This is a genomic window from Niabella agricola, from assembly GCF_021538615.1.
Lineage (GTDB): Bacteria > Bacteroidota > Bacteroidia > Chitinophagales > Chitinophagaceae > Niabella > Niabella agricola.
In genome coordinates this window covers 3,662,892-3,686,869 of the sequence record NZ_JAJHIZ010000003.1, presented here as the reverse complement: position 1 = coordinate 3,686,869, position 23,978 = coordinate 3,662,892, and the positions used below count along the sequence as shown (strand labels likewise).

The following is a 23,978-nucleotide window of genomic DNA, read 5'->3' as shown; positions in this document are numbered from 1 at the left end:
TATCAATTTACCATCCCTCATTTTGGGTAAGCGCTTTATCCAGCCTGCGCTCTCCTTCGGGGATTGGCAGCAATGCATATTTTTGAGGGTTCGATAAAAAGTTGGCCGCTGCGTAATTCACTGCAGTTAAATAGACTATCGGTGCATTGGCCGTATTATCGGTTTGTACCGCCTGCATAGCCTGGGTCATTTGTCCCCAGCGAATCAGGTCATTATATCGCTGCCCTTCAAAACAAAGCTCTCTTGCCCGCTCATCCATAAGGTCCTGTATGGTAAAAGTGCTGACATCGATCGCAGCGTTGGGCGTGGCAGGATTGTATCGGAAAGCCCTTCTTCTTACCTGGTTAAAGCATTCGATACCGAAGCTGGTAGGTGCGCCGTGTGTTTTCAGATCTGCTTCCGCGGCCATTAACAATACATCGGCATATCTTAAAATAGGAAAGTTGGAAGAGGTATTGTTCTGGGAGCGCACCGGGGGCAGGTTCAGCTCATATTCCCGCCTCCATTTGGCAACTGGCTGGTCGTAGATGGTAGGGTATCCCTGACCACCCTTGGTTACCGTAACCGATATTACCTGCCCCCCTGAAACAGTTGCCGTGGCAGCCGCCATTTTTGCCGGATCGGTTACTGTCTGCTGCGGAACAGCCGGTAGGGCAACCGAACTGTTATTATAGGAAGTAAAACTGATGTCGGGTGCCGTAATATAACCGGTTCCCGGGTTATCAATGACAATCTTCGTAATTTCACCGGAAGGGCCGGTAAATGCCGTTGCACTTGCCCCGCTTCCTCCACCGCCCGTAAAGTTCACCTGCAAATAAGGATAGCGGGTATTGGTCGTATTTTTATAGGAATAAGTCCCTATATTCCAGTCCCTGCGCTGGTCTCCAGGCGCGTATAATTTGAACAATTTCGGAAAAACGCGGTAAGTTGCGGGAGAGTAACCGATGACTCCCGTAGCAGACGCATCAGGGCAATAAATGCCATTCAGGGCGCCCAGCCGCTGGGTAACCAGGTACGCCGTATTTGCGTAGGCGCCAGAGCTATTGGACTTCGACAGAAAGGCTGCATCCCAGATACCTTCAAGCGTATTATTATCCTGCACGTTATTTTGCATATTGTTGATAAAAAGCTTGCTGTAATCCTGGTTCAATCCATGAATGTGACTATCAATGAGTTTTTTGGACCAAAACAGGGCGTCTTCGTATTTAGAGGCGTCATTCAGCGGATACCCTGCCATTTTCAGATATACCCTCACCAGCAGCGCCTGTACAGCGGATTTCGTCACAACGGTGGTGGTCATGGCCTGCTGGATGCCCGGAAGCAGTGGTTCCGCCTCTTTTAATTCGCTAACGATAAAATCATAAACTTTCTTTTGCGGATCTCTGGGCAACTGAAAATTGGTGCCAAGCGATTCTGAAGTCTGTATCTTCAGGGGCACATCGCCAAAATGATTGACAAGCAAATAATAATAATACGCCCTCAAAAAACGGGCTGCTCCTTTGACGCGTGCCCGCTTGGTTTCATCCATTACCGGCACATTCGCCACAGACATAATGATGTTGGCGTTTTCAATTCCTTTGTAAAGGCAGCGCCAGAAAAGCCAGACGTTGGTATTGTCTGCGGGAATATTATACGCCTCCGGCAATACCACCGAAGCACCAATCCCACTGCGGAACCCTTCATCATTACCGGCCACGAAATACCCCCAGAGTCCCTGTGCAAATAACTGGTCCTGGGAAAGCTGGTTGTACATACCGGCCACCTGTTCATCCAGCTGCGCTTCGGTCGTAAACTCCAGCCCCCGGAAGGTGGTCGGGTCAAGCGAAACATCGCAGGCGGTAAATAAAGTTAGTGCCGATAGCAAAACAAATAATTTAAATCGTTTCATATGAATGCAGTATTATGGATCTTAAAAAGTTGCAGTTATGCCGAAAGTTACGGTGACGGCCTGCGGGTACGCGGTATAATCCAGCCCCCCCGAAAGCGCGGTATAACTGCTGCTGGGCTGTATGAACGTAAACCCGGTTCCTCCTGATACCGTTCCCCCACCCGATAAAAACGGTGCATTGGCAGCATTCTGTACCCTGAAAGTGGATACTTCCGGATCAACACCGGAATAAGAAGTCAGGGTCAGCAGGTTCTGTGCAGCCAGGTTGACCCTTAAGGCGCTGAAGCCCATCTTCTTCAGCAGCTGCCGGGGTAAATCATATCCAAAAGAAACTGTTTTTAAGCGCAAAAAAGACGCGTCTTCAATCAGCCGGGATGTTACTTTTGGCGGACTGTTGGTGATATCACTGCGGGTGTTATATAATGCTCTCGGGTATTCATTCGTCGGGTTATCGGGTGTCCACCGGTTGGCGTACTCGGCATACTGATTGCCGTTCAGGAAATAGCCTCCCGTTGTTGCAAAAACCATCCGATTGGCATTGAGCACCTGGTTTCCATAACTCCATTGGAAAAAGATATTTAATGAAAAACTTTTATAACTTAAATTGTTGGAGAAACCGCCGCTGTGTTTTGGAAGCGGAGTGCCGAGTACCGTTTGATCACTGGTGGAAACGACCCCATCATGATTGATATCTTTATACTTGGCATCGCCCGGTTGCACATTGGCCGAATAAGTGGGAATGCCATTTTTTAGTACGTATTTACCATTAGCCTGTTTATTAAAATCACTGTATTGGTACACCCCGTCCCAGACATAACCATAAAACTGGGAGATTGACTCGCCCACTTTAGCAATCCATGCTGTTGTTGAACTTCCGCCGGGCAAATTTAATCCCGTTTCAATCACATCCAGGCCGTTATAAAAAGATCCGATTTTACTCTTGTTAAAACTGATATTAAAATTGCTCGTCCATCTGAAATTTTTGTTCCGGATATTGATCGTGTTGAGGGTTAGCTCCAGGCCTTCATTAAATACCACTCCTGTATTCTGATATTGTTGAGGTTTTGCTGTTGCGCTATAACCTGAAAGGTAAGGAAGGTCAACTAATAGCAAAAAATTCCCTGTCTTTCGTTTATAATAATCGGCCTCGAATGCAATCCGGTCTTTGAAAAAACCCAGCTCCAGCCCCAGGTCCAGCTGGGTGCTGGTTTCCCAGGTCAGCGCCGGATTGCCGTTGAAAAACGGTACCGAACCCCTGATGTACTGGTTGTTAAAAGGATACCCGAACTGCCCCGCCCCGGCCAGACCGGTCATATAACTGAAATCGCCCACCTTGTTATTGCCCACGCTTCCGTAGCTGACCCTGAGCTTTCCGTCACTGAGCAGGCTACCTTTCAAAAACGGCTCTTCACTGAACCGCCAGGCAGCTGCGCCACTGGGGAAAAATCCCCATTGATTGCCCTTGGCAAATTTCGAGGATCCGTCCAGCCTGCCGGTTCCTGTAAGCAGGTACCGTTGCTTAAATGTATAATTGATCCTTCCGAGCCAGGAGTAGAGCTGCCATAGAGACCCACCGCTGTACACCTGGTTGGGTGTTCCGGCTCCAACGCTTTTTATTCCCAGGTATTCTGCGGATTGCGGAATATTGATTGTACGATATCCGTTGCCATCATTGCGCGCATATTGATAAGTAAATCCGCCGACCACATTAAAGGTGTGGTCCTTGCCGATCTTTCCCCGGTAGGTGAGGATATTTTCATTTAAATAATTGCGGTTTGACTGGGTATTGATCCCGCCATTGATGCCGCTGGTATTGGCGATGGCGCCAAAGATATTGCGGTAAAGGTTCCCCTGCTGCGTGCTGGAATTGTAAAAGAATTCCGATGTGGCATTGGTGCTGTTATAGCCGCCCGAAATACGGAACGTAAAGTTTTTCAGGAACTGGTACTCTAAAAATGCATTAACTGTGCCTGTTCCGTTTATGTTTTTTCGATATTCATTTTGCGCCTGTGCCAGGGGGTTGACAACGTTATTACCTAAATTGGACGCATTGCCATTCAGAAAATCTTCAATAGCCAGGCTATCCATAACGGCATTCAGCAGGTCTTCGCTGCCGATCCCTGAAACCGGCCGGTACTGCCACATGGCCTGGACAACGCCGCCATTGAAGCTGGCCGCCGGTATGGTTCCATATCCGGTTGAATTGGAATAGCCGCCGGAAAGCCCGTATCTGAAATGTTGGTTGATCCTGTGATCAAGAGAAAACTTTCCTTCATAACGTTTCAGTCCGGTGTTAATGATCACACCCTGCTGATCGTAATATGACCCGCTCACTACATAACGGAGCTGGTCTGTGCCTCCCGTAATGTTTATGGCATGCTTTTGAGAAATACCGTCGCGAAGCAGCAGATCCTGCCAGTTGTAACCTTCCACATTCCGGTAATAATCCAGATCACGGGGCCTGATTCCCGTAAGCGAATCGATCTGTCCCAGGTAAAGATCATGATTGCTTTTTACAGGACTTGCAGGTGTACTCCGGATACTATCCATTTCCAGCTGCAACCGGACAAACTCATAAGGTTCCATCATCGGGATCTGCTTACGGGTCCGCTGCACCCCGATGGAATAATTATATGTTACCTGCGTACGACCAACCTTGCCTCTTTTGGTCGTAATCATGATCACCCCGTTAGCGCCGCGCGCGCCATAGATGGCAATAGAAGATGCATCTTTCAACACTTCAAAAGAGGCTATATCATCCGGATTGATCGAATTGATATCCATATTCTCAATAGGAAATCCGTCAACGACAAATAAGGGCGATGCATCCTGAGTTACAGAGCTTCCCCTTATGACGATCTGTGATGCCGCGCCCGGCTGTCCGTCGCGCGGTACCACCGCTACCCCTGCAATGCGCCCGGCTAATGCCTGGTCAAAGGAAGGGACCGGTGCCTTTTGCATATCTTCTACATTCGCTTTTCCAACCGCACCGGTGAGGTCTTTCTTTCGGGAAGCGCCATAACCAATAACAACTACATCATTCAGGTCCGACACTTTTTTAACCATTCGGATCGTAACCGGCTGCCCCTTATAACTGACTGTAACCGACTCATACGCTACATGGTTCACCATTAATACGGCCGGCAAGCCGGGAACTTCGATGCTAAATTTACCCGAAGCGTCTGTAGAAACGGCCTTACCGGATCCTTTAATAGTGATAGTTGTTCCTGAAACCGGGTTACCCTCTTCGTCAAGCACAATCCCTTCGGCTGTAACCGCAAGAGATGGTTGGGTTGGCGTTGCAGGAAGAGCAGCCGTTGTTTTTTTGCGTAAAATGATATACCGGTCATTGATCACCCAATCCAGGGAACTTTTGTCTTTCAAAATATAAGCAAGCACCTTGCGGAGCGGCGTTTTGGAAAAATCCACGCTGACCGTCTCTTTATCATTCAGCTGCTGGTTATTGTAAAACACGGTAAGCCCTGTTTGTGCTTTAATGGCCTTGAACACATCCGCCAGGCTGATCTTGTTATTTTTAATGGATATTTGTTCATTCTGCGCCTTGATATATTGGCTGCTGCAACAAAGACAAAGCACGAGCAATCGCAAAACAATCCATTTAAAAGAAAGCTTCCTCATAAATGTTGTTTATTTTATTATTAGACAGTTTTTAGGCAGTATCAGGGTGAAGTATTTTCGTTTTTCTTGCCGGGTTCCGCAGTTTCTGTTACCAGCACCGATTTTAAAAGCGTATTTGAATGAGTATGTAGTCGCTTTTCAACGGACTTATAAATGTTGTTGTGGATCAAAGCATGCTTTGTACTGATGCCGTCGCCCCCCATCTCAATGGCCATCTTCGCTTTTTTAAAGTGATTACCTTCGATGACCAGGTCTACAATCGATTCCGGGTCACGGCCAGGGGCAGTAGTAATGTAGGAAAAGTCGTCCAGTTGATTACCGCGGACGAGTGTTCCCCTGTTCATTCCCGGGCCTCCCGTACCGATGACCTCAATCTTCTGGTACCCGGAGTGCCCACGGTCATCAATACCATACCAATGGCTATAATTTCCTTCTGTTAGCCGGCAATTTAGTACTTCAATATACCAGTTTGGCTGCCGCCCTCCATACAGGGAGGACCCCCTGCTGACGATACCACCGCTCCGTTTCATTTCCAGGCCATCAATGACACAATCCTGAGCCGACCCGTAAAACTGGTATGCGCCGGCATCCTCTACCCGGTTATTGATAAAATATAAATTGGTCCTCACCGTAGTGATGCTGATAATGGAACTGCTGTCCGGGTTGATCTCGAAAGGAGTATCCAGCAGGATCGTATCCTTACCATGACCGGCAATTCTGCGAAACTGACCTGCACCCTTACCGGAAAGAATAAAGACACCGCCGCCTTTCCATTTATCCGGTGTCCAGTTGGTAGTCTTTGCTTCCGGTGGCAGCCAGCAGGTCCGTGACCGGATGCCCGCAATGGTTCCGGTATAGGCGCCACCGCCGCCGTCGAGTGTCATACATTCCCGGTCGTTGGTATAATCGTAGGGTATGTGATTTCTTGCCTCGTACAGGTTGGTACTCTCATCTATTGTAGCTGCATAACCATAGCCATCAGCCGTTTTAAAACAATCTTCGAAGATCAAGCCTTTGGGATGGATCGCCATATAAGGCTGATTGATCCCGGTTCCAAAGCGGGTAAATTTACTGTTCCGGATCCATCCCGATGCATCGGAAAAAGTGTACATACCTGCGATATTAAAGTCGCAGTTGCGGATCTGCAGATGTCCGTGCAATACCAGCCCGGTCCGGTTCCAGCGGCTGTTGAATTCCTTTTCCATCTGGTCCCGGTTGGCCTTTACCATATACATACCACCGCTTACGGCACCGGATTGACGCACAATAAGATTTTCCAGCAGGATATTACCCTGTTCCTCCACCGGCCCGGTTGACAAGATAACGCCCCAGGCGCGCGTCGCCCATATATTCAAATCTTTCAATCCAAAATCATGAGTGCCGCTGATCAGGCTTACGGGCATCTGGTTGACCGGCCAGTTAAGCGGGTTCCAGAAAAGCTGCGTCCGGGCCGCAGATGCACCTTCGATCAGGGTATTGGGATCCAGGATCAACTCCCCGGTGAGTTGATAGCGCCCATCCGGTACAAAGAGCGTTCCGCCGCCTTTTTTCCCAATCGCGTCCAGCGCATCCCGGAAGGCAGCCGTTTCATCATGTAGCCCGTCTCCAACAGCCCCGAAATCCTTTACATTTATTCTATGCTGCAACCAGCGGGGTTCCGATCTTTTCTCTACATGTACTACAAGCGGTTTGCTCCAGGCAAGATTATTTCCATTGCCATTATGATAATACAACTCATACTGACCGGGCGGTACCGCGTCCGGCACTCTACACCTGATCGAATAAGCATCATAGACCGAATCCACGGGAATCATAATGGTCTGCTGCTTATTTTTTAAAAGAACCCGGCCATTCTTCGGGTTACAGGCAAGGTTTCTTCCCTGTAATCTCAATATACTTCCAGCGACCACAGACGCGCCTTCTCTGGTCATGATCCACTGGACCCGGGGCTGGTTCAGCAAATAAAAAGAGTTTTTACCGTCCTGGTCCGTGAGCCGCAATAAATATATCCCTGCCTTTAATCGTTGTGGAACCACAATTTTGACCGACTGATTATTTGCCTGCCACATGGTTGCAGGATAAAATTGCAGCGACGGGTACTCTGTAATTACGCGATCTTCCTGTTGATTTGACCTGTCCGGCTGTGGTGCGTACACAAACCGAGGATTGGAAAAATCAGGTTGCTGTTCAGGGATCCTGGCCAGGCTGGCCTTGAGCAATTTGTCGAACCCCGCACCAACAATTAATATTGTCTCCCCGGGTCGCGCGTATGCATTGGTAATATGGAATACATGAAGGCTCCCTATGGAAGTTTGTGCCCGCAATTGTAAAAGACTTAAAATAAAAAACGCTGTCAATACTATTCGAAGGGATCTCTTTTTAGCGCAGGGAAGGTAAATGCGATATTCCATATTTTTTTAAATATTCCGGTATAGGTCTGGAAAAATAATTTTGTAATAAATTGTCCATCACTCCGTTAACAGGATCTGGTATCGACCGCACGATAACATCATCAAGTTTTACAGCGGCGTTTTGAAATTGAAAAGCGACCTTTCCCATGGTGATCGGCTGCAAGGTATCTTTTCCTGCTGCCAGTAACCTGCCATCGATAAAGACCTGGTAGCTCTGGTCCAGCAATTGCACTTTCAGATGATGAAAGCGGCCGTCATTCAGTTCATCCACCTGAAGAGATTTTACTAGCTGTATATTCCCGGCACGATGTTTTTCAAAAGAAAAACGATTACCCTCTTTTATGACAACCGAAAAATACTGGTCCATCTGCGGGTATAACACCGAAGTACAGTAGCGCAGCCTGAATTCAAGATTTCCGAAGTTTTGATGCTTCTCCTGTGCCGCAAAGGCCAGCGATAGTTCATAGTCACCCCATTGATCGTCGCCTATTGTATAAAAGCCGCTCCCGCTTTTTGCCCAATATCTGCCTCCTGCTGTGTCATAGGGCAGATAGGCATATTCAATTCCTTTCCATAACGGGTTAAAAGGTCGTTCCGGAGGATTACTAAGGCTGCCGTCATCAAAATTTTCACTGGCTAATATTTCCTTGCTGATCGCATCCGGATACTTAAAATGCTGTTCCGGGGAAATAAAATTTTCTGTATAGTCCGACTGCCAGTCTGTGAACCTGGCGCTCATCAATGGACCGACAGCCGCGTCTGAAGGCCTTTCCGACTCACTGCCGGAGCAGCCATAAAAACCAATTAGCTGGTGAGCACCGATCCTGGAAAAGACGGTGCCCGAATCCAGCCATTGCCTCTTGCCATCAGCACTCTTGAATGCACCCGTGAATGCATTTCCATTACGGGTTAACCGAAGTGTGACCGGCAACGATTGTTTGCCCAAACGTTTATAAGAAGTTGACTGATCTTTTTCCGCCCGGCTGAATAACAGCACCTCTCCGGATGTGTTTACCTCCAAGTGTACATTAGCGGCTCCTGCTGAAGTGTCTGCCCGCATCATAATCCCCGCCGTGCCCATATTAAGCGTTGTAATTGTCACTTCAACAGAGGAACGAGAGCATTCATCATAGGGAAATTCCTGTGGCTGCCAGCAGTAGCTGAATTTATCTGATTCAAAGTAACAATGCCGGGTGTTCCGGGTTTGCAATGTAGCTGTGTCTCTCGTCCAGCTCATCTTTCCTTCTGAAAAGGATCCGAAGTTCGCAAACGTCCACCGGTCGCTAGTCTCGGACAATTGCTGAGCGACTGCATAGCTAGACAAAGATAACAGGCCTAGTAGCAATACATAAGCAAAAGGGTTTCTATTTAAAAAACATTTCATGACTTTTGAATCGACAGGGATAAATGAATCGTTCTTGCGTGAATGCGTAGCGGTAACGCCATCAGGCCGGGGACATGGTTAAACCGCCTTTCCGTTGGATCTGTTTTTTCAAAAAGTTGATCAGTCTCCAGCTTTATAATACAGGTCTTCTTTTGGATTTCCACCTTGCTGTCACTAGTAAAGCGCACTTGGTCTTCCGGCAGGCAGATAAGCGGCAGGAAAAAGACGGGCGAATGGTCGTTACCAGCCGGTGTGCAGGCTGCATCAATAAAAACCTGGCTGTTACGGAATGTGTGTTCAATAACCACCGGAGATTTCGAAGCTGCAACCAGCGGTTGCTGAAGCTCATCGGTTAAACCGGACTCAGACTTTAACCGGCAATACTTCGCGTTTGAGTCAGCAGTGATCGTTGCTGTTTTATCATAAATATTGGAATAGGTCTTTCCATTAGAGGAAACCTCAAACCGTGGCGTCAGGCAAATGGAATCCGGATCGTCATCCCTTTGCATATTGAAGGCTTCCACCATCTGATACCGGCCCATACTGGCAGTGAGCAGCGGACCAGACAGCGGGTGCCATAACATAGTGAGTGCACCACCGGTGGCATGTCCTCCCGTAAAATTATATTCCTGATCATAGGCCGTGAGTGTTGCCACCCATTGGTCAAAAGAGACCAAACATGTATCAACATCTTTAAAATACCTAATCCCGTAGGGCTTTTGCCGCGCCAGCGGCGTCCCGGAACGTTTCACGGGCCATAACTGTGGCTTTGCCAGAAGGGTAGCCAGTGACTTGCTATGGGTAAAAGTATGGTGAATACAGGGCAATATATGATGCGTATAGTTATGCGGCCCACCATAAAGTAATCCACTATGGGTACAGCTTTTCATCAGCTTCAGGTTCTGAAGGCAGGCTGTAAGAAAAGAAGGATTTTCATCAGCCATAAACAGATAGGTAGGTGCACAACCGTCGCTGGTCCGGCTGCCCCAGTAGGTCCATTTGAAATTACGGGTTCCCCAGCTGTTGTCCCAACCGCCATCGGGCAGCATAAACTCCAGGTGTTGCTCCAGGGACCGGGCAAGCTGTTTCGCCAGTTCGCTATCTTCAGTCATCTTTGCATACAATACAAGCGCCGGCAGCGACTCTTCCACGTTATAACCCAGATCAATGGAATAGCAGCCTTTCGGCGAAACCTCAGGTACCGGTCTTCCTTCTCCAAAAAGCAGTTGGTCATTGGGTGTAAAATATCTTTTACATTCTTTTATAAGGGCGGCTGCTTTTTGCTGAAACCGGTTTTCATTCAAAAGTGATCCAATCAATTGCAACGCATAACAACAACTCACCGGGTAATTGATATTACCGGTGAGAATATTGAACTGATCATATAAATAACTGCCTGCCTTTTCCAGCCGCTTTTTCCAGGAAGCTAAACGTACGGGGTCAATAATATCAGAACAATGCCTGATGGTTTCTGCCAACGCAATAGCCGCAAATACGGTAGTACCTTTCCAGTCCGACACATTCACTTCATTCAGCCAGGCGCCGTCCGGAGTACTGACCGCCGCTTCCATCCAGTCATAAAGCTGGTAGGCGGCTTCGCTGTATCGCTTATCTTTTGTTTTTTTTGCTAGCAGCAGTAGAGGGAAAATTGCATCCCCGCTTCGCCCGTGAATCGTTCCGCAAGCAGGACAAAGCAATCCTCCGTGCAATCCCGGATCCCCCGGCCGGTTTACCTGGTATCGTAGAAGTGTACTGCCCCAGACTTCCAGTAATGCGGTGGCTTCTTTTTCAATCAGACCCAGCGTGTCATTAGCAGCAGCAGTCCATCCGGCAGGCATCATCAGGCAGGCGCCGGCCAGTGTTCCGTTTCTAATAAACCGGCGACGTGTCAGGGAATGATGAAAATTTGAATTCATTACGACAAAGTAATTTTTCTGTAACAGAGACAGATAGAAGAAACAGATCGGGTGAACATCACCATTAAAAGTTGAAGTATCTCCTATGTTTATTTACCTAGATTCCCTCTATTTTTATAATTTTGCTTGAAGGATGTATTTACATAAATACGGCTTTCCACTGGCAGGCCCTGGTTTTTTATCGTCAGCCTTCTTACAACACAGTACAGCTTATTCTCCCTTTTTTCAAGAGATGTAACAGCATCTTTGTACAAATACAGGCCCAGGAACTCACGCCGTGTGTAAATTTGCTTTCCCGGGTTCCAGACCGGTGGGAAATAGTCAATAAACAGACTGTATTTGCCGGATTTCAGTAATTTTTTTCTTAACGTTCCCCTCATAGCCCTTCACTTTTACTGATGAAATAATCCAGGACCTGCTGTTTGCTAAACAGCAGCCTTCTACCGATTTTGAGTTTTGGAAAGGCGGGATCTTTGATCTGCCTGAAAAGCGTTCTTTCGGCGATACCGAGCAGTTGTGACACATCATGAACGCTGAGCCACTCCATGTGCAATCGGCCCTTTGCAGGCGTTTGCTGAACGGCAGACGCGGCAGCCTGCGACTGCTCCATTGCCTGTTGATTGGTTGCGAGAATCGTTTTTGTAACCTTTTGCTCTTTCTGGCGCTTTTTATAATTGCGGCTGGCGCACTTAAGAGAGCAAAATTTCGTGACAGTTTTTTGTGCAATAAACGGCTGTTTGCACTGCTGGCAGATCTTTTTAACGCGGATGTTCGTACTCATTTTACCTTGTTTTTAAGGCAATCCACGGTAAATCGCTAAGTGAATGACTGGAATTGCCTATGGCTGCCATCCTCTACCCAACCTTCCCAAAATACCCTTTTTGTTCAATGAACTTTTGGGAAAAGGTACAACACATCCATAAAGAGTGGTAAAATGTAGTAAATCCAACTATGCAACATCTTGCATTTTAAATAGTTATAAAATTTAAGCAAAGCTGCGTCAACTGAAATAACCCCGCTACTTTCCAATGCAAAACTTACCGAATATCGTTCCCAGGATATCGCGATCCACTTCTACCTGGCCCGTGATCGCGCCAAGATAGTGTAAGGTACGACGAATGTCAATGGAAAGCAGGTCGCCAGTTAACCCTGCACGCATGCCGGACTCGATGGCTTCCAGGCTTTCCATCATTTTGGAAAGGGCATCAAAATGCCGGGCATTGGTTACGATGGTATTTTCAGTATGAATGGTTTCGCCTACGGCACGTTCATACATCAACTGCTTCAGCGCTTCGATGCCGGTGTTTTTTTTAGCACTGATGGCGATTTGGGATTTGAGACTTGAGATTTGAGGCTTGAGATTTGAGATTTGAGATTGGGTGCCGGATGCCTGGTCCGTCTTATTCAACACGTCAATTGTTTTTCCGGCAAAGGGCTTCAGCCATTCGATCACGGAAGTATCCGGATCGGTTACATCCACCAGGTGCAGGATGAGGTTGGCTTTTTCGGCGTTTTTCCGGCTACGCTCAATACCAATGCTCTCGATCTGGTCGGTTGTATGCTCGCGGATACCGGCCGTATCGATCAGCCGGAACAATACCCCGTTGATGTTGAGGGTTTCTTCAATTGCATCTCTGGTTGTTCCTGCAATGTCGCTGACAATGGCGCGTTCTTCATTCAGCAATGCATTGAGCAGGGTGCTTTTACCAGCATTGGGCTTACCGATGATGGCTACGCTTACTCCATTTTTAATCACATTACCTAAACGGAAGGATTGTAAAAGGCTTGAGACTTGAGATTTGAGATTTGTGATTAACGCCCCGAATTGTGCCCGGTCTGCAAACTCTACATCCTCATCGCTGAAGTCCAGTTCCAGTTCAATAAGCGCCGCGAAGTTGATCAATTGCTCGCGCAATTTCTCCAGGTCGCCGGAAAAACCGCCACGCAATTGTTGTAATGCTGCCTGTTGTTGAGCCTGGCTATCCGCAGCAATCAGGTCCGCTACGGCTTCCGCCTGCGCCAGATCGAGCTTTCCATTTAGAAAGGCGCGCTGCGTATATTCGCCGGCCTTTGCCAGCCTGGCTCCGGCGGTGATGGCCGCCTCCAGTATTTTTTGCAGAATATACGGAGAACCATGTCCGCTGATCTCGATCACGTCTTCCCCTGTATAGCTTTTGGGTCCGCGAAACAGGGTTACCACCACTTCATCAATGATTGTCTGGTCTTCCGGGGAAATGATATGCCCGAAATGCACCGTATGCGATGACTGTGCCGCCAGCTTTTTCCCCTTAAAGATGGCATCAGCCACCAAAAAGGCTGTTTTACCACTGAGCCGTATAACACCGATGGCCCCGATCCCGGGAGGGGTTGCAATTGCCGCAATTGTATCATCAAAACCAGAAAGCACGTTCATTCTTCAAAAGTACGCAATCAGCTGCAGATGAAAAGAAGCGAAAACCGGCCGCATCCACTAACTTTGCGCTCTTCAATTGTATTCCATGAAACCTGCATTTGCCTTTTTGATACTTCCCCTGCTCCTGTTAGTCGCCGGCCGGCCGGTAGCACCGGCCGCTAAATCGCCAAAAGAATATTTCCGGTTACAGGTATTTTATTATACCAGTGCCCAACAGGAACAGCAACTGGACACCTATTTGCAGCAGGCCCTTTTGCCGGCACTCCACCGGCAGCAACTGCAGCGGATCGGGGTGTTTAAGGTACTTGGGAATGACACTGCTACAGAAAAAAAGATCTATGTGCTGGTTTCCTTTAACAACCTGCAGCAATGGACGCAGCTGGATGAACGTTTACAAACAGACCGGGACTATCAACGGGCTGCAACCGATTATAATAACAGTGCCAATAAAGCAGGGATCTATAACCGCATTGAAACCATCTTTTTAAAATCCTTTTCCATGGCACCGGTATTGCAGGCACCCCGGTTGCCAGGTCCAAAAGAACAATGGGTGTATGAACTACGCAGCTACGAAAGCAGCTCCGAAAAAAGGTTCCGCAGCAAGGTAAAAATGTTCAATGAGGGCGGCGAAATCGGCATCTTCAGACGACTGGGCTTTAACGCTGTTTTTTACGGTGAAGTACTGGCAGGGAAGCGTATGCCCAACCTTATGTATATGACCACCCATGCAAATATGGAGGCCCGCAATCAAAACTGGAAGAACTTTGGAAAGGATACCGCGTGGAGACAGCTGAATACACAGGAAGAATATAAAGAAAACGTTTCTCATATTGATGTTACGTTCCTGAAAGCGACCGCTTATTCTGATCTATAACCCCCCTTTTCTGTGATGCCGGGATGAACAGGGTACTTATACCATTTGAATAAATAATATAATATTATTTTCGCGGGCAGATGAAAAAAGAAGATTTAAAGCACATTGACTTTGCGGAAGGAGCCGTACTGCTCATCGACAAACCACTGGACTGGACCTCCTTTGATGCTGTACGAAAAGTGCGCAACCTGGTCCGGATCAAAAAAGTGGGACATGCCGGCACACTGGATCCGCTGGCCAGCGGCCTGCTCATTATCTGTACCGGGAAATTTACCAAACAGATCAATGCCTATATGGCCAAAGAAAAGGAATATACCGGCACCTTCACCATCGGAGCGGTAACACCTACCTATGACCTGGAAAGCGAGCCAACGGATTTCAAGGCCTATGATCAGCTTACCATTTTTGATATGGAAGCTGCCACCCATCAGTTTATCGGCGATATTTTACAGGTTCCCCCGGCCCATTCTGCTATTAAAAAAGATGGAAAACGGGTTTATGAACTGGCAAGAAAGGGTATCGATGTAAAGCTGGATCCCCGGCCCGTAACCATTTCCCGCTTTGAAATTGATGCAACCCATTTGCCCGAGATCGCCTTTAAAGTCGTTTGCTCTACCGGCACCTATATCCGGAGCCTGGCGCACGATTTTGGACAGGCATTGGGCTGCGGAGCTTATCTCAGCAGTTTACGCCGTACCCGCATCGGTGATTTCTTGGTGGAAAACGCGCTTACGATCGAAGCATTTACCGAAGGAATGAGAGAAAAATAGTTTAAAGTTCAAGGCGTGCCCGCCGTGACGGATTGGATCCGTTTTTATGTTTGTTGTGCTTGCTTCCCCTGCTGGCGATTTTCTATTATCTGTGATATATCGATTGGGGTGAAGATCATCAGGCAGTAATGGCGTCTTTATTTTCCAATTCCCACATTCCCTCACTTTTACATTTACTATTTTACATTCCCGCGGGGCAAGGTTTCAAATTTAAGGCGCAGGTTCTGACCTCTGATTTCTGATCTGATCTCTGACTTCTCATTTTCAGATTCCTGACCCAGATATTTCACCAGGATATGTAGCACTGAACAGGAACGGGATCTTCATTTCCGCACTTCCGCATTTTTCATATTCCCATATTTTCAAATTTCCAAATTCCTCACATGCTCTAAAAAATAAACGGATACCCGATACCGATTTGCAGCTGGCTTCCTTTTATGAAGGGATATGCAAAAAATTTATTTCGATAGGACAGATGGTCGGGGGAAGGGCTGGGATCCTTCACCTTATATGCATAGTCCAGCCGGATCACAAAAAAGCCAAGATCTACGCGTACACCGGCTCCTGAACCAACGGCCAGATCGGTGCCCAAACGGCCCAGTTTAAAAATCTCATCCGGCAGACCTGCTTCTTTTTTTAATAGCCACACATTACCAACATCTGTAAATACTGCTCCGTTTATGGGAATTCCACCCATTTTAAACAGGGGTATCCGGTACTCGATGTTGGCCTCCAACTGCATATCTCCAAAGCGATCGGGAAAGCTGTAATCCCCTTCAAAGCTCTTAATGGTGGAGCCGGGCCCCAGCCGTCTGAGCTGCCAGGCCCGCATGCTGTTTGGTCCTCCGCTATAATACTGTTTAAAGAAGGGCATCTGAGCCCGTTTATCGGGATTTGCCGTAGACTCCAGTTCATATCCGGCGCCTGCAAAACCGCGTAATACCAATGATGTCTTGGTCCATTTATACAGTTTTGCATATTCCACATCCAGCTTTACAAAACGGTAGAGGTGTTTGTCAAAAAGAGCGTTCCGGATCATCCCGGTTAACAGTCCCGACTCTTCAAAATTGGCGCGGATTACATTCGTATTATGTCCGTTGATACTACCCCAGGGCATGATAAATTTTACGATGGAGGAAGTAACGAGTCCATCAGAAAATAAATTCTTAATTGAGGGATTCTTAGCAATCATCCTGTCCAGGCTGTCACGCCGGATCAGGTAAGAGTATTCGATGTTCGGAATCTTCACCGAAAGGTTAAAAGTTCGGTTATTACTGCTGTAATCACGGCCCCGCCAGCCAAATTCATATCCCCAGGCGCTGCTGAAGGAGGTAAGATTAAACAGATAACGCCGCTCCGTACTGGCAGCACTCAGGGTAAACAGCGAACGGAAATTGCCCCGAAAATTTTTCTTAAATCCCATCATCCCCGGGAAAATAAAACGGGGATAGGAGATGGTATTGGTAGCACTGAACTGCTGTGTTTGTATAATATCACCTGCCGTTAATTGCCCGAGCTCCACCAGGTAATTCACATTGGTGCTCATCAGGTTGGCGGCCCGGGCAAAGTTGCGGTTTTGCAGCCCCAGACTAAACCCCAGGCCCACAAAGTTCCCCGAAAGAACACTCTGACTAAAGCTTCCTTCAACATTCGTGGTAAAATTGTATTTTTTTGCGGGCAGCAACTTAATGGCAAAGTCTACTGTATCCTGGTGATCCCGCGGCAGTTGGGCAATATCAACCATACGCCAGGAGCCGATATTGTTAAAGCGGTTCAGTGTTCGTATATAACGCCGCTGATCATACGGATCTCCCTTTTTGAGATAAATATTGGGCGGAAATATTTTTGGCTTGAATGCCTTCCCGTTCTGGATAACGGTAACATTATTCAGTACGGTTTCATTCCGGTTGTTGCCGGAGGTATCGCTACTGTTGGGATATACCACAAAATTTCCTACAAAATATTTACGGATGGCAACACTGTCCTCGATCGGCCGTGTACGGATTTCAAGATTGGCCGTGGGATTTAGCCGTCGGTTCCTCAGTCGCTCCAACTGCAATGCCTGGGCCAGTGGATCGGGAGACGATTGCAGCAACGCCACATCCAGTGTGTCCCATAATCCAAAAAGAAGACCGCGCGAAAACCGGAGATACCCATTGTTGCGGTACAACTCTACCAGGCGATCCATTTCTGCCGATATGGGTGCCTGCGCAAACGGATCGCCTTTTTTAATAAATGCGTTCTTTAAGTTGGCTTCCGTTACTTTCTGCAGGCTATCATTTTGGAGTGCATATGCCAGCGAATCGATCCTTGTAACCTGCCGGGGCCATACCAAAAACTGGATGGAGGCCCGGTGCTGCTGTTCCACTTTTTTTACATCAATTGTATACCCGATCGAATCCTGGAAATAGCCCTGCGCATTGAGGTAATAATGCATATTCTGAATCGACTTGCTGATCTGGCTGGTATCCAGCCGGGGTGGATGCTTGATCACGGACCACAAAACTTTATCAACCCTGCGCGACTGCATGCTATCATCCAACTGTTCATTGAGCCCTGCTTCCAGGCGTTCTTTTTCTTCTTTACTCAAAGCATCCTCCACTTTTACCCGGGTTTCAAAAACAAAGGGCATATCCTCCGGATATTTTTTTACAATGGTAAAAACATTGCAGGAAGATAAAAACAGCAACGTAAAAGCGCAGGCAAAAAGAAGAAATGTATTTTTGAAAGATGTTACCAGGATGAAAAGGTTTAAATATTCAATAAGATGCTTAGTAAATCTGAAATCAAATATATTCAAAGTTTGTTCCAAAAAAAATTCAGGGACACAGAAAACTGCTACCTGGCAGAAGGATCAAAAATAGTGGATGAGGCGCTGAATACACCAGGCGTCACTGTTAAAAAAGTTTGGGCACTGAAAGCCTGGGTGCAGCAGCACCAGATCCGGCATCCGGAAGTGGAAATGGTACCGGTGGCTGATTTTGAGCTGGAGAAGATCTCGCAGCTTAAAACCCCCAATGAAACAGTGGCGTTGATTGAAAAAAAAGACAATGAAAATACCGGGTGGCTGGATGCCTCCAAACTGGTACTGGCGCTGGACGGGATCCAGGACCCGGGAAACCTGGGCACTATTATCCGTACAGCAGACTGGTTTGGAGTGCCGGGGATTGTTTGCAGCGAAGACTGTGCCGATGTTTACAACAGTAAAGTGGTGCAATCAACCATGGGCAGCCTGTTCCGTATCCCCGTTGTTTATACAAACCTTGCTGACTGGCTGAAGCGCCACAACAGGGTTCCGGTTTATGGAGCCGTGCTTAACGGAACGCCCCTGGATCAAAAACAGGAGGCGGCGAACGGGATTTTGATCATCGGCAACGAATCAAAAGGCATCCGCCCCGATGTAGCGGCCTACCTCACGCATAAGATTACGATTGAGCGGATCGGAGCCGCAGAATCATTGAATGCAGCGGTGGCTACGGGGATTTTATTAGCACATCTGATATAGTAGTCGGCATTTAGCCTTCAGCCTTCGGAATTGCAGCTGATCGCTGAATGCTGATGACTGACAGCTGTTACCTGAAATGAATGGCTTTTACCACCTGTACTTTTTTAACAATATAAGTGGGAATCATCAGTACCAGCAGGCATACAAGGAATGTTCCGGAGCATATGGCCAGCACTTCCCACAAAGAAATTTTAACAGCAGCCTGACTGAGATAATAGGCCGTTTCATCCAGCTTGATAAAACCAGTTTTCACCTGCACGTACAATAAGCCCAGCGCGCCCACCGCTCCGGCGATGATACCGGTTAGTGTAATCAGCAAACTGTGCTGCAGGAAGATCTTTTGAACCGTCCAGTCGGTGGCGCCCACCGCCTTTAACACGCCGATCATCCGCATCCGCTCCAGCACCAGGATAATCAGGCAGGTTACCAGGTTGATCACGGCCACAACGATCATGATCGCAATGAGCAGATTACGGGTTACGTCCTGCATATTCAGCCAGTCGAAAATATTGGGCGCAAAATTTTTGATATCCTGGGCATCCCATTCTTCTGGCATCTGGGGCAGGGCGGTCACCTGATCTGTTACAGCACCGATTTTTTTATAATCCTTTAAAAAAATCTCGTACCCACCGATCTGGTCCGGTTCCCAGTCATTGAGCCGGCGGATGAGTTTGATATCGCCGATGGCAAAAGTTTTATCGTACTCCTCGATCCCGGTTTTATAAATCCCGGTTACGGTCAAACGGTCCGGCCTCAGCGAATTATCCGGCCGGATGAAATAGATCAGCACCCGGCTTCCGGTATCCAGTTTCATCTGCCGGGCAGTATATTCGGAAATCATAATCTCCCGGGCATACGTAGAATCAATAAAACGGGGCGGGCGACCGCGTTGCATAAAGGATTGCAGGTTTCCGAAATTATAGGTGCTATCCACCCCTTTAACCAGTACCCCTTCCAGGTCATCCTTTGTTTTTATAATTGCATATCGGGTGGCAAAAGGCTGCACTGTACTTACCTGCGGGTTCTCCTTTATCTGGTTAACAAGTGCAGGGCTGGCATTGATGGGTATTTCTTCCGATACCACATATTGATAAGGGGCCATCTCCTGTATACGGATATGGCCCCAGAAACTAAATACTTTTTCGCTTACCTTTTGCTGAAAGCCGTTGGCAAAGGCCAGTGTAATGATCATTACAGCCACACTGATCGCCGTAGCCACTATGGATAACCGGATAATAAACCGGGAAAAAGAGCGTTGTTTATTAAAGGCAATCCGGTGGGCAATAAAGGAAGCGGTATTCAATTGCGACTATTATTTTTTCGCGAATTTATTGAAGCTTCTTTGCATCATCTAAAAATTTCGCCAATCCGCTGTCGGTAAGCGGATGCTTCAGCAATCCGAGAATAGCATCCAGCGGGCTGGTCACCACGTGTGCCCCCACTTCAGCACAACGAACGATATGATTGGCGCTGCGCATGGAAGCCGCCAGTACCTGGGTTTTCAGTCCCTGGATATTATAGATGTGCACAATCTGTTCCACCAGTTGCACCCCATCCCAGCCCGTGTCATCAATACGGCCAACAAACGGAGATACATATTTTGCTCCGGCCTTGGCACATAAGATGGCCTGCCCTGCATTGAATACCAGCGTACAGTTGGTTTTTATCCCGTTATCGGTAAACCATTTAATTGCTTTTACACCATCCTTGATCATGGGTACTTTTACCACGATATTCGGATGAATGGCGGCCAGTTTTTTCCCTTCTTCTATGATATCGTTGAATTCGGTACTTACTACTTCAGCGCTGATATCGCCATCTACCATTTCGCAGATATCCTTATAGTGCTTCATAATAGCATCGTGCCCTTTAATTCCTTCTTTTGCCATCAGTGAGGGATTGGTGGTTACCCCATCCAGGATCCCCAGTTCATTGGCTTCCCTGATCTGGTCGAGATTGGCTGTATCAATAAAAAATTTCATTACAAACTAATTTTATATTAAAAAAAATATTCCTTACGATCTGTGAATGCTGTTCATCTCAATCGTAAAAATCGAGATCCGTTAAAAACCAGTTGTAAAATTAGGTAAATTAGGGAGAGAAAAAAAAGGCAGGCTACTCACATCGCGCCGCTACAACCACCTATCCTTGCTGTCTTCCGACCCTGGGGAGATTCAGTAGGAGCTGGCCGTATGAGACCTGCCGGCGGCAAATATAGGGTAAAGCACTTAAAAGGAAAAGAATCACTGAAATAAAATCATTTTTTACCGGCTGGTGGCGCTTTCCGGGTAACGGCTTTGGAAACCGCTTCCTTACCAAAGCGGTTCTTAATGGCATCTACTGCTTTGTACAGGTTAAGCTTTTCATCCTGGCGGTTGAACAGGTCCATCTGCATGCCGTCATCCGCCAGCTGACTGAAGCGCACACCAATAAGCCGCACCGGACGCCCCTTCTGGTAAAACTTGTCAAAGATCGCCTTTGCTTTTTCAATCAGTGCATCATCCAGGGCCGTGTAAGCCATCGACTCCTGCCGGCTGGTGGTTTCAAAATCGCTGTACCGGATCTTTACGGTAATGCAGCCCGTTAATTTATTATCCTGCCGGAGGTCGTAAGCATTCCGTTCCGTAAGCGCGATCAGTTTTTTATGCAGGAACTCAGGGTCCGTTTGATTTTCATGAAAGGTAGTTTCGTGGCTCATGCTTTTCTGATCCCAGCGGCCTTCTACCTCGCCGCTGCCGATACCCTGGGACTTCAGCCAGAGGTCTTCACCCCATTTTCCCAACTGGCTCACCAGGAGATCTTTGGGCGTAAGCGCAATATCTTTAATGGTATGCAGTCCCAGCCTCCGAAGCCGCTGTTCGGTTTGCTTACCCACTCCATTGATCTTTTCGATACCCAGCGGCCACAAAAAATCTTTTTCCTTTCCATGCGGAATTTCTAAAAAGCCGTTTGGTTTGGCTTCGTTGGTGGCCATTTTACTGATAAACTTTGCCGACGACAATCCACAGGAAATGGGCAGGCTGGTTTCTTTGATAATATATTCACGCAGCTGGCGCGTATACTGGCTTACACCGAAGAACCGGTCCATACCCGTAAGATCACAATAAAACTCGTCGATCGAGGCCTTCTGGTACAGGGGCACTTTTGAGGCAATGATTTCGGTAACCAGTTTCGAATAGTACCCATACTTTTCATGATTTCCTCTTAGTACCACAGCGTGCGGACAAAGCCGCATGGCCCGCTGCATGGGCATTGCAGAATGTACTCCGTATTTACGGGCCTCGTAGCTACAGGTGGATACCACCCCCCGGTTAGCCGAGCCGCCTACGATCACCGGCTTGCCCTTTAGCGAAGGATCCAGCAGGATCTCTACCGCTACAAAAAAGGAGTCCAGGTCAAAATGAACAATATAGGAACCGGATGTTTGCACATGCAAATTTAAGACAAGCCCCCCCCCGATCTGTAGTACCAGCTGATTTTTGCCCGTTTGTTGTTACCCTGGAGCCCGCACCGCCGCTTGTTCATCTTTTTTTCATTTTCCGCTCCGTTATTAGCTTCTTAAACTTTACACTTTAAATTTTTACTTATGCAAAAGAGTCTGCCGGCAGCCCTGCTTATTATCGGCTGTATTGCTGCCGCCTGTAGCAAAAATGCTGTTGAAAACAGCAGTCAGCCCACTAACAACGCCCAAAACAATACCAGCGCTGCCGGAGGATCAAGAAATCTTTCGGTATTCCTAACGGATGCCCCGGGAAGGTTTGACGCCGTCTATATCGATATTGCATCTGTTGAAGTAAAAATAGATACCAGCATTCACCAGAATGACGACCATTACGGCGACGGAGACAAGGATGAAGACAACGACTCAAAAAGACCCGGCACTCTTGCCCAGGACCGGGATCAGTATGGTAAATGGGTGGCATTGAATTTTAATCCGGGATTGTATGATGTACTGGCTTTAAGGAACGGATTGGATACATTACTTGCAAAGGGAACCATCAATGGTACTGCCAGAAAAATCCGGTTTACCCTGGGCGAAAAAAGTTACCTGGTAAAAGACAGCATCGAATACCCCTTAACGATTGTAAGCGCCCGGAAAAACAACTACCTGTATGTGAACCTGCATCAGGAAAGCCGTCAGGAGGACAGTACCAAAGTGGGCGTATGGATCGATTTTGACCTGGGCAGATCCATCATCTACAGAGGAAACCATTTTTTCCTGTTGCCTGTTCTGAAACCTTTTTGCGACCGGAATGCCGCGCAGATCGAAGGCGCCGTAAAACCCGCAGCAGCCGGAGCACTCATAAAAGTGTATAATGCCACTGATACAGCCACGGCCTTTCCTAACCGCGACGGATATTTTAAAATCCGCGGCCTGAAAACCGGGTCTTACAGTGTCCTTTACGACGCATCCAACGGTTATAAGGACACCCTGGTAAACAATATATCCGTAACAAAAGGGAAAACCACAAGCTTACCCGAAATAACGCTTGTTAAATAGACTTTTGCTTTCTTTTTTCCAGGGGCGGTCTTCTTTTGTAACAGAGACTGCCCTTTTGTATGTCTGCCCTCCTGAGTAATGTTTCCAGGTTCAATTGCGACAACTTTAATCAACTGACCGCAGGTATTTTTTGATCATCACGATCTGCCCCAGATGGTAATGGGCATGTTCCACCTGCCCCTGGAAATTTTTGTAGGCGCTGGAATGTTCCGGCAATACCGGTGCATCCAGTTTTTCTTCGTCAAACCCGCGGATTACTGCTGCCAGTTCTGTTGCCGACCGGAACAACTCCTCTTTTAGAGCTTCCCAATGTTCCGGTGTAGCTTCCGGTACCTCAAATCCATTGTGCGCTGCAATTACCGGTTTTACGCCCCTGCCCCGCTCTGCAACGATCCCGTTCCAGTAAGCGATATGATTTAGTATTGAGGCGATGGTATTGGGCGAAAAAGGTACGGTGGCAAATCCTTCTTTCCAGTCAATATCCCTGATCGCATCTGCAATAGCCACACTGGTCCAGTTGTTTCCCAAATGTACATCTGTCAAATGCTGTGCGATCTGATCCGTTTTCTTCATAGTGCTTGTTTTAAATGAGGCATTAAAAAACCGGCTACAAGGTACTCAAACTTTTTAGTTTCGCCGGGTGGTTTTATCTTTATAGGCGAATACCATTAAAAAAG

The 23,978-nt window shown here is 47.5% G+C and carries 16 protein-coding genes and 1 other RNA gene; 4 read left to right on the top strand and 13 right to left on the bottom strand.

The window, feature by feature from the left end:
- Positions 1-7: 7 nt before the first annotated feature.
- From LL912_RS20800 to mnmE, 7 genes are all read right to left on the bottom strand, one after another.
- Positions 8-1,888, bottom strand: a complete 1,881-nt coding sequence (locus tag LL912_RS20800; protein WP_235555536.1) for a RagB/SusD family nutrient uptake outer membrane protein — start codon at positions 1,886-1,888, stop codon at positions 8-10.
- A gap of 21 nt (positions 1,889-1,909) precedes the next feature.
- Entirely contained in the window at positions 1,910-5,527 is a 3,618-nt protein-coding gene (locus tag LL912_RS20795) for a TonB-dependent receptor (protein ID WP_235555535.1), read from the bottom strand.
- Between the two features lie 41 nt (positions 5,528-5,568).
- Positions 5,569-7,938, bottom strand: coding sequence for a glycoside hydrolase family 55 protein (locus tag LL912_RS20790; RefSeq protein ID WP_235555534.1), 2,370 nt, complete (start codon positions 7,936-7,938; stop codon positions 5,569-5,571).
- Positions 7,907-9,175, bottom strand: coding sequence for a LamG domain-containing protein (locus LL912_RS20785; RefSeq protein WP_235555533.1), 1,269 nt, complete (start codon positions 9,173-9,175; stop codon positions 7,907-7,909). The genes LL912_RS20790 and LL912_RS20785 overlap by 32 nt, the downstream gene beginning before the upstream one ends.
- 143 nt (positions 9,176-9,318) lie before the next feature.
- On the bottom strand, positions 9,319-11,238 hold the full coding sequence (locus tag LL912_RS20780) for a hypothetical protein (protein WP_235555532.1): 1,920 nt from the start codon (positions 11,236-11,238) through the stop codon (positions 9,319-9,321).
- A gap of 376 nt (positions 11,239-11,614) precedes the next feature.
- Positions 11,615-12,019 carry a helix-turn-helix transcriptional regulator gene (locus tag LL912_RS20775; protein ID WP_235555531.1) on the bottom strand — a complete coding sequence of 135 codons (405 nt, stop codon included), beginning with the start codon at positions 12,017-12,019 and terminating at the stop codon, positions 11,615-11,617.
- Positions 12,020-12,256: 237 nt separating this feature from the next.
- Complete coding sequence (mnmE, locus tag LL912_RS20770; RefSeq protein ID WP_235555530.1) at positions 12,257-13,651, bottom strand: tRNA uridine-5-carboxymethylaminomethyl(34) synthesis GTPase MnmE; 1,395 nt, start codon at positions 13,649-13,651, stop codon at positions 12,257-12,259.
- An 85-nt stretch (positions 13,652-13,736) separates the two neighbouring features.
- Between mnmE and LL912_RS20765 the strand changes: the two genes are divergently transcribed.
- Both LL912_RS20765 and truB read left to right on the top strand, forming a co-directional pair.
- Positions 13,737-14,525 (top strand): NIPSNAP family protein, encoded by a 789-nt coding sequence (locus LL912_RS20765; RefSeq protein WP_235555529.1) that lies wholly within the window; start codon positions 13,737-13,739, stop codon positions 14,523-14,525.
- Positions 14,526-14,605: 80 nt separating this feature from the next.
- On the top strand, positions 14,606-15,295 hold the full coding sequence (gene truB / locus LL912_RS20760) for a tRNA pseudouridine(55) synthase TruB (protein WP_235555528.1): 690 nt from the start codon (positions 14,606-14,608) through the stop codon (positions 15,293-15,295).
- A 388-nt stretch (positions 15,296-15,683) separates the two neighbouring features.
- Here truB and tamL read toward each other — a convergent pair whose 3' ends face one another.
- Entirely contained in the window at positions 15,684-17,927 is a 2,244-nt protein-coding gene (gene tamL, locus LL912_RS20755; RefSeq protein WP_235555527.1) for a translocation and assembly module lipoprotein TamL, read from the bottom strand.
- A 135-nt stretch (positions 17,928-18,062) separates the two neighbouring features.
- Here tamL and LL912_RS20750 point away from each other — a divergent pair, with 135 nt between their 5' ends.
- Positions 18,063-18,800, top strand: a complete 738-nt coding sequence (locus LL912_RS20750; RefSeq protein ID WP_235555526.1) for a TrmH family RNA methyltransferase — start codon at positions 18,063-18,065, stop codon at positions 18,798-18,800.
- A gap of 67 nt (positions 18,801-18,867) precedes the next feature.
- Here LL912_RS20750 and LL912_RS20745 read toward each other — a convergent pair whose 3' ends face one another.
- The 4 genes from LL912_RS20745 to dinB all read right to left on the bottom strand — a co-directional run bounded on the left by LL912_RS20745 (position 18,868) and on the right by dinB (position 22,230).
- On the bottom strand, positions 18,868-20,103 hold the full coding sequence (locus LL912_RS20745) for an ABC transporter permease (RefSeq protein WP_235555525.1): 1,236 nt from the start codon (positions 20,101-20,103) through the stop codon (positions 18,868-18,870).
- Between the two features lie 25 nt (positions 20,104-20,128).
- Positions 20,129-20,782, bottom strand: a complete 654-nt coding sequence (fsa, locus tag LL912_RS20740) for a fructose-6-phosphate aldolase (RefSeq protein ID WP_235555524.1) — start codon at positions 20,780-20,782, stop codon at positions 20,129-20,131.
- Positions 20,783-20,905: 123 nt separating this feature from the next.
- Positions 20,906-21,005, bottom strand: an RNA gene (gene ffs, locus LL912_RS20735) — signal recognition particle sRNA small type.
- 52 nt (positions 21,006-21,057) lie between these two features.
- Entirely contained in the window at positions 21,058-22,230 is a 1,173-nt protein-coding gene (gene dinB / locus LL912_RS20730) for a DNA polymerase IV (RefSeq protein ID WP_235555523.1), read from the bottom strand.
- Positions 22,231-22,386: 156 nt separating this feature from the next.
- Between dinB and LL912_RS20725 the strand changes: the two genes are divergently transcribed.
- Positions 22,387-23,301 (top strand): DUF4382 domain-containing protein, encoded by a 915-nt coding sequence (locus LL912_RS20725; protein WP_235555522.1) that lies wholly within the window; start codon positions 22,387-22,389, stop codon positions 23,299-23,301.
- A 105-nt stretch (positions 23,302-23,406) separates the two neighbouring features.
- On the opposite strand, the gene LL912_RS20720 is transcribed toward LL912_RS20725, so the two are convergent.
- On the bottom strand, positions 23,407-23,874 hold the full coding sequence (locus LL912_RS20720) for a DinB family protein (RefSeq protein ID WP_235555521.1): 468 nt from the start codon (positions 23,872-23,874) through the stop codon (positions 23,407-23,409).
- Between the last annotated feature and the right edge of the window lie 104 nt (positions 23,875-23,978).

Bases quoted from the DNA above. Each gene is read 5' to 3' on its own strand.
- LL912_RS20785 (WP_235555533.1), bottom strand. From the start codon at position 9,175: ATGAGCTGGACGAGAGACACAGCTACATTGCAAACCCGGAACACCCGG.
- truB (WP_235555528.1), top strand. From the start codon at position 14,606: ATGAAAAAAGAAGATTTAAAGCACATTGACTTTGCGGAAGGAGCCGTA.
- LL912_RS20795 (WP_235555535.1), bottom strand. From the start codon at position 5,527: ATGAGGAAGCTTTCTTTTAAATGGATTGTTTTGCGATTGCTCGTGCTT.
- LL912_RS20725 (WP_235555522.1), top strand. From the start codon at position 22,387: ATGCAAAAGAGTCTGCCGGCAGCCCTGCTTATTATCGGCTGTATTGCT.
- LL912_RS20720 (WP_235555521.1), bottom strand. From the start codon at position 23,874: ATGAAGAAAACGGATCAGATCGCACAGCATTTGACAGATGTACATTTG.
- LL912_RS20765 (WP_235555529.1), top strand. From the start codon at position 13,737: ATGAAACCTGCATTTGCCTTTTTGATACTTCCCCTGCTCCTGTTAGTC.
- tamL (WP_235555527.1), bottom strand. From the start codon at position 17,927: ATGCCCTTTGTTTTTGAAACCCGGGTAAAAGTGGAGGATGCTTTGAGT.
- LL912_RS20775 (WP_235555531.1), bottom strand. From the start codon at position 12,019: ATGAGTACGAACATCCGCGTTAAAAAGATCTGCCAGCAGTGCAAACAG.
- LL912_RS20800 (WP_235555536.1), bottom strand. From the start codon at position 1,888: ATGAAACGATTTAAATTATTTGTTTTGCTATCGGCACTAACTTTATTT.
- LL912_RS20790 (WP_235555534.1), bottom strand. From the start codon at position 7,938: ATGGAATATCGCATTTACCTTCCCTGCGCTAAAAAGAGATCCCTTCGA.
- mnmE (WP_235555530.1), bottom strand. From the start codon at position 13,651: ATGAACGTGCTTTCTGGTTTTGATGATACAATTGCGGCAATTGCAACC.
- LL912_RS20750 (WP_235555526.1), top strand. From the start codon at position 18,063: ATGCTTAGTAAATCTGAAATCAAATATATTCAAAGTTTGTTCCAAAAA.
- LL912_RS20780 (WP_235555532.1), bottom strand. From the start codon at position 11,238: ATGAATTCAAATTTTCATCATTCCCTGACACGTCGCCGGTTTATTAGA.
- fsa (WP_235555524.1), bottom strand. From the start codon at position 20,782: ATGAAATTTTTTATTGATACAGCCAATCTCGACCAGATCAGGGAAGCC.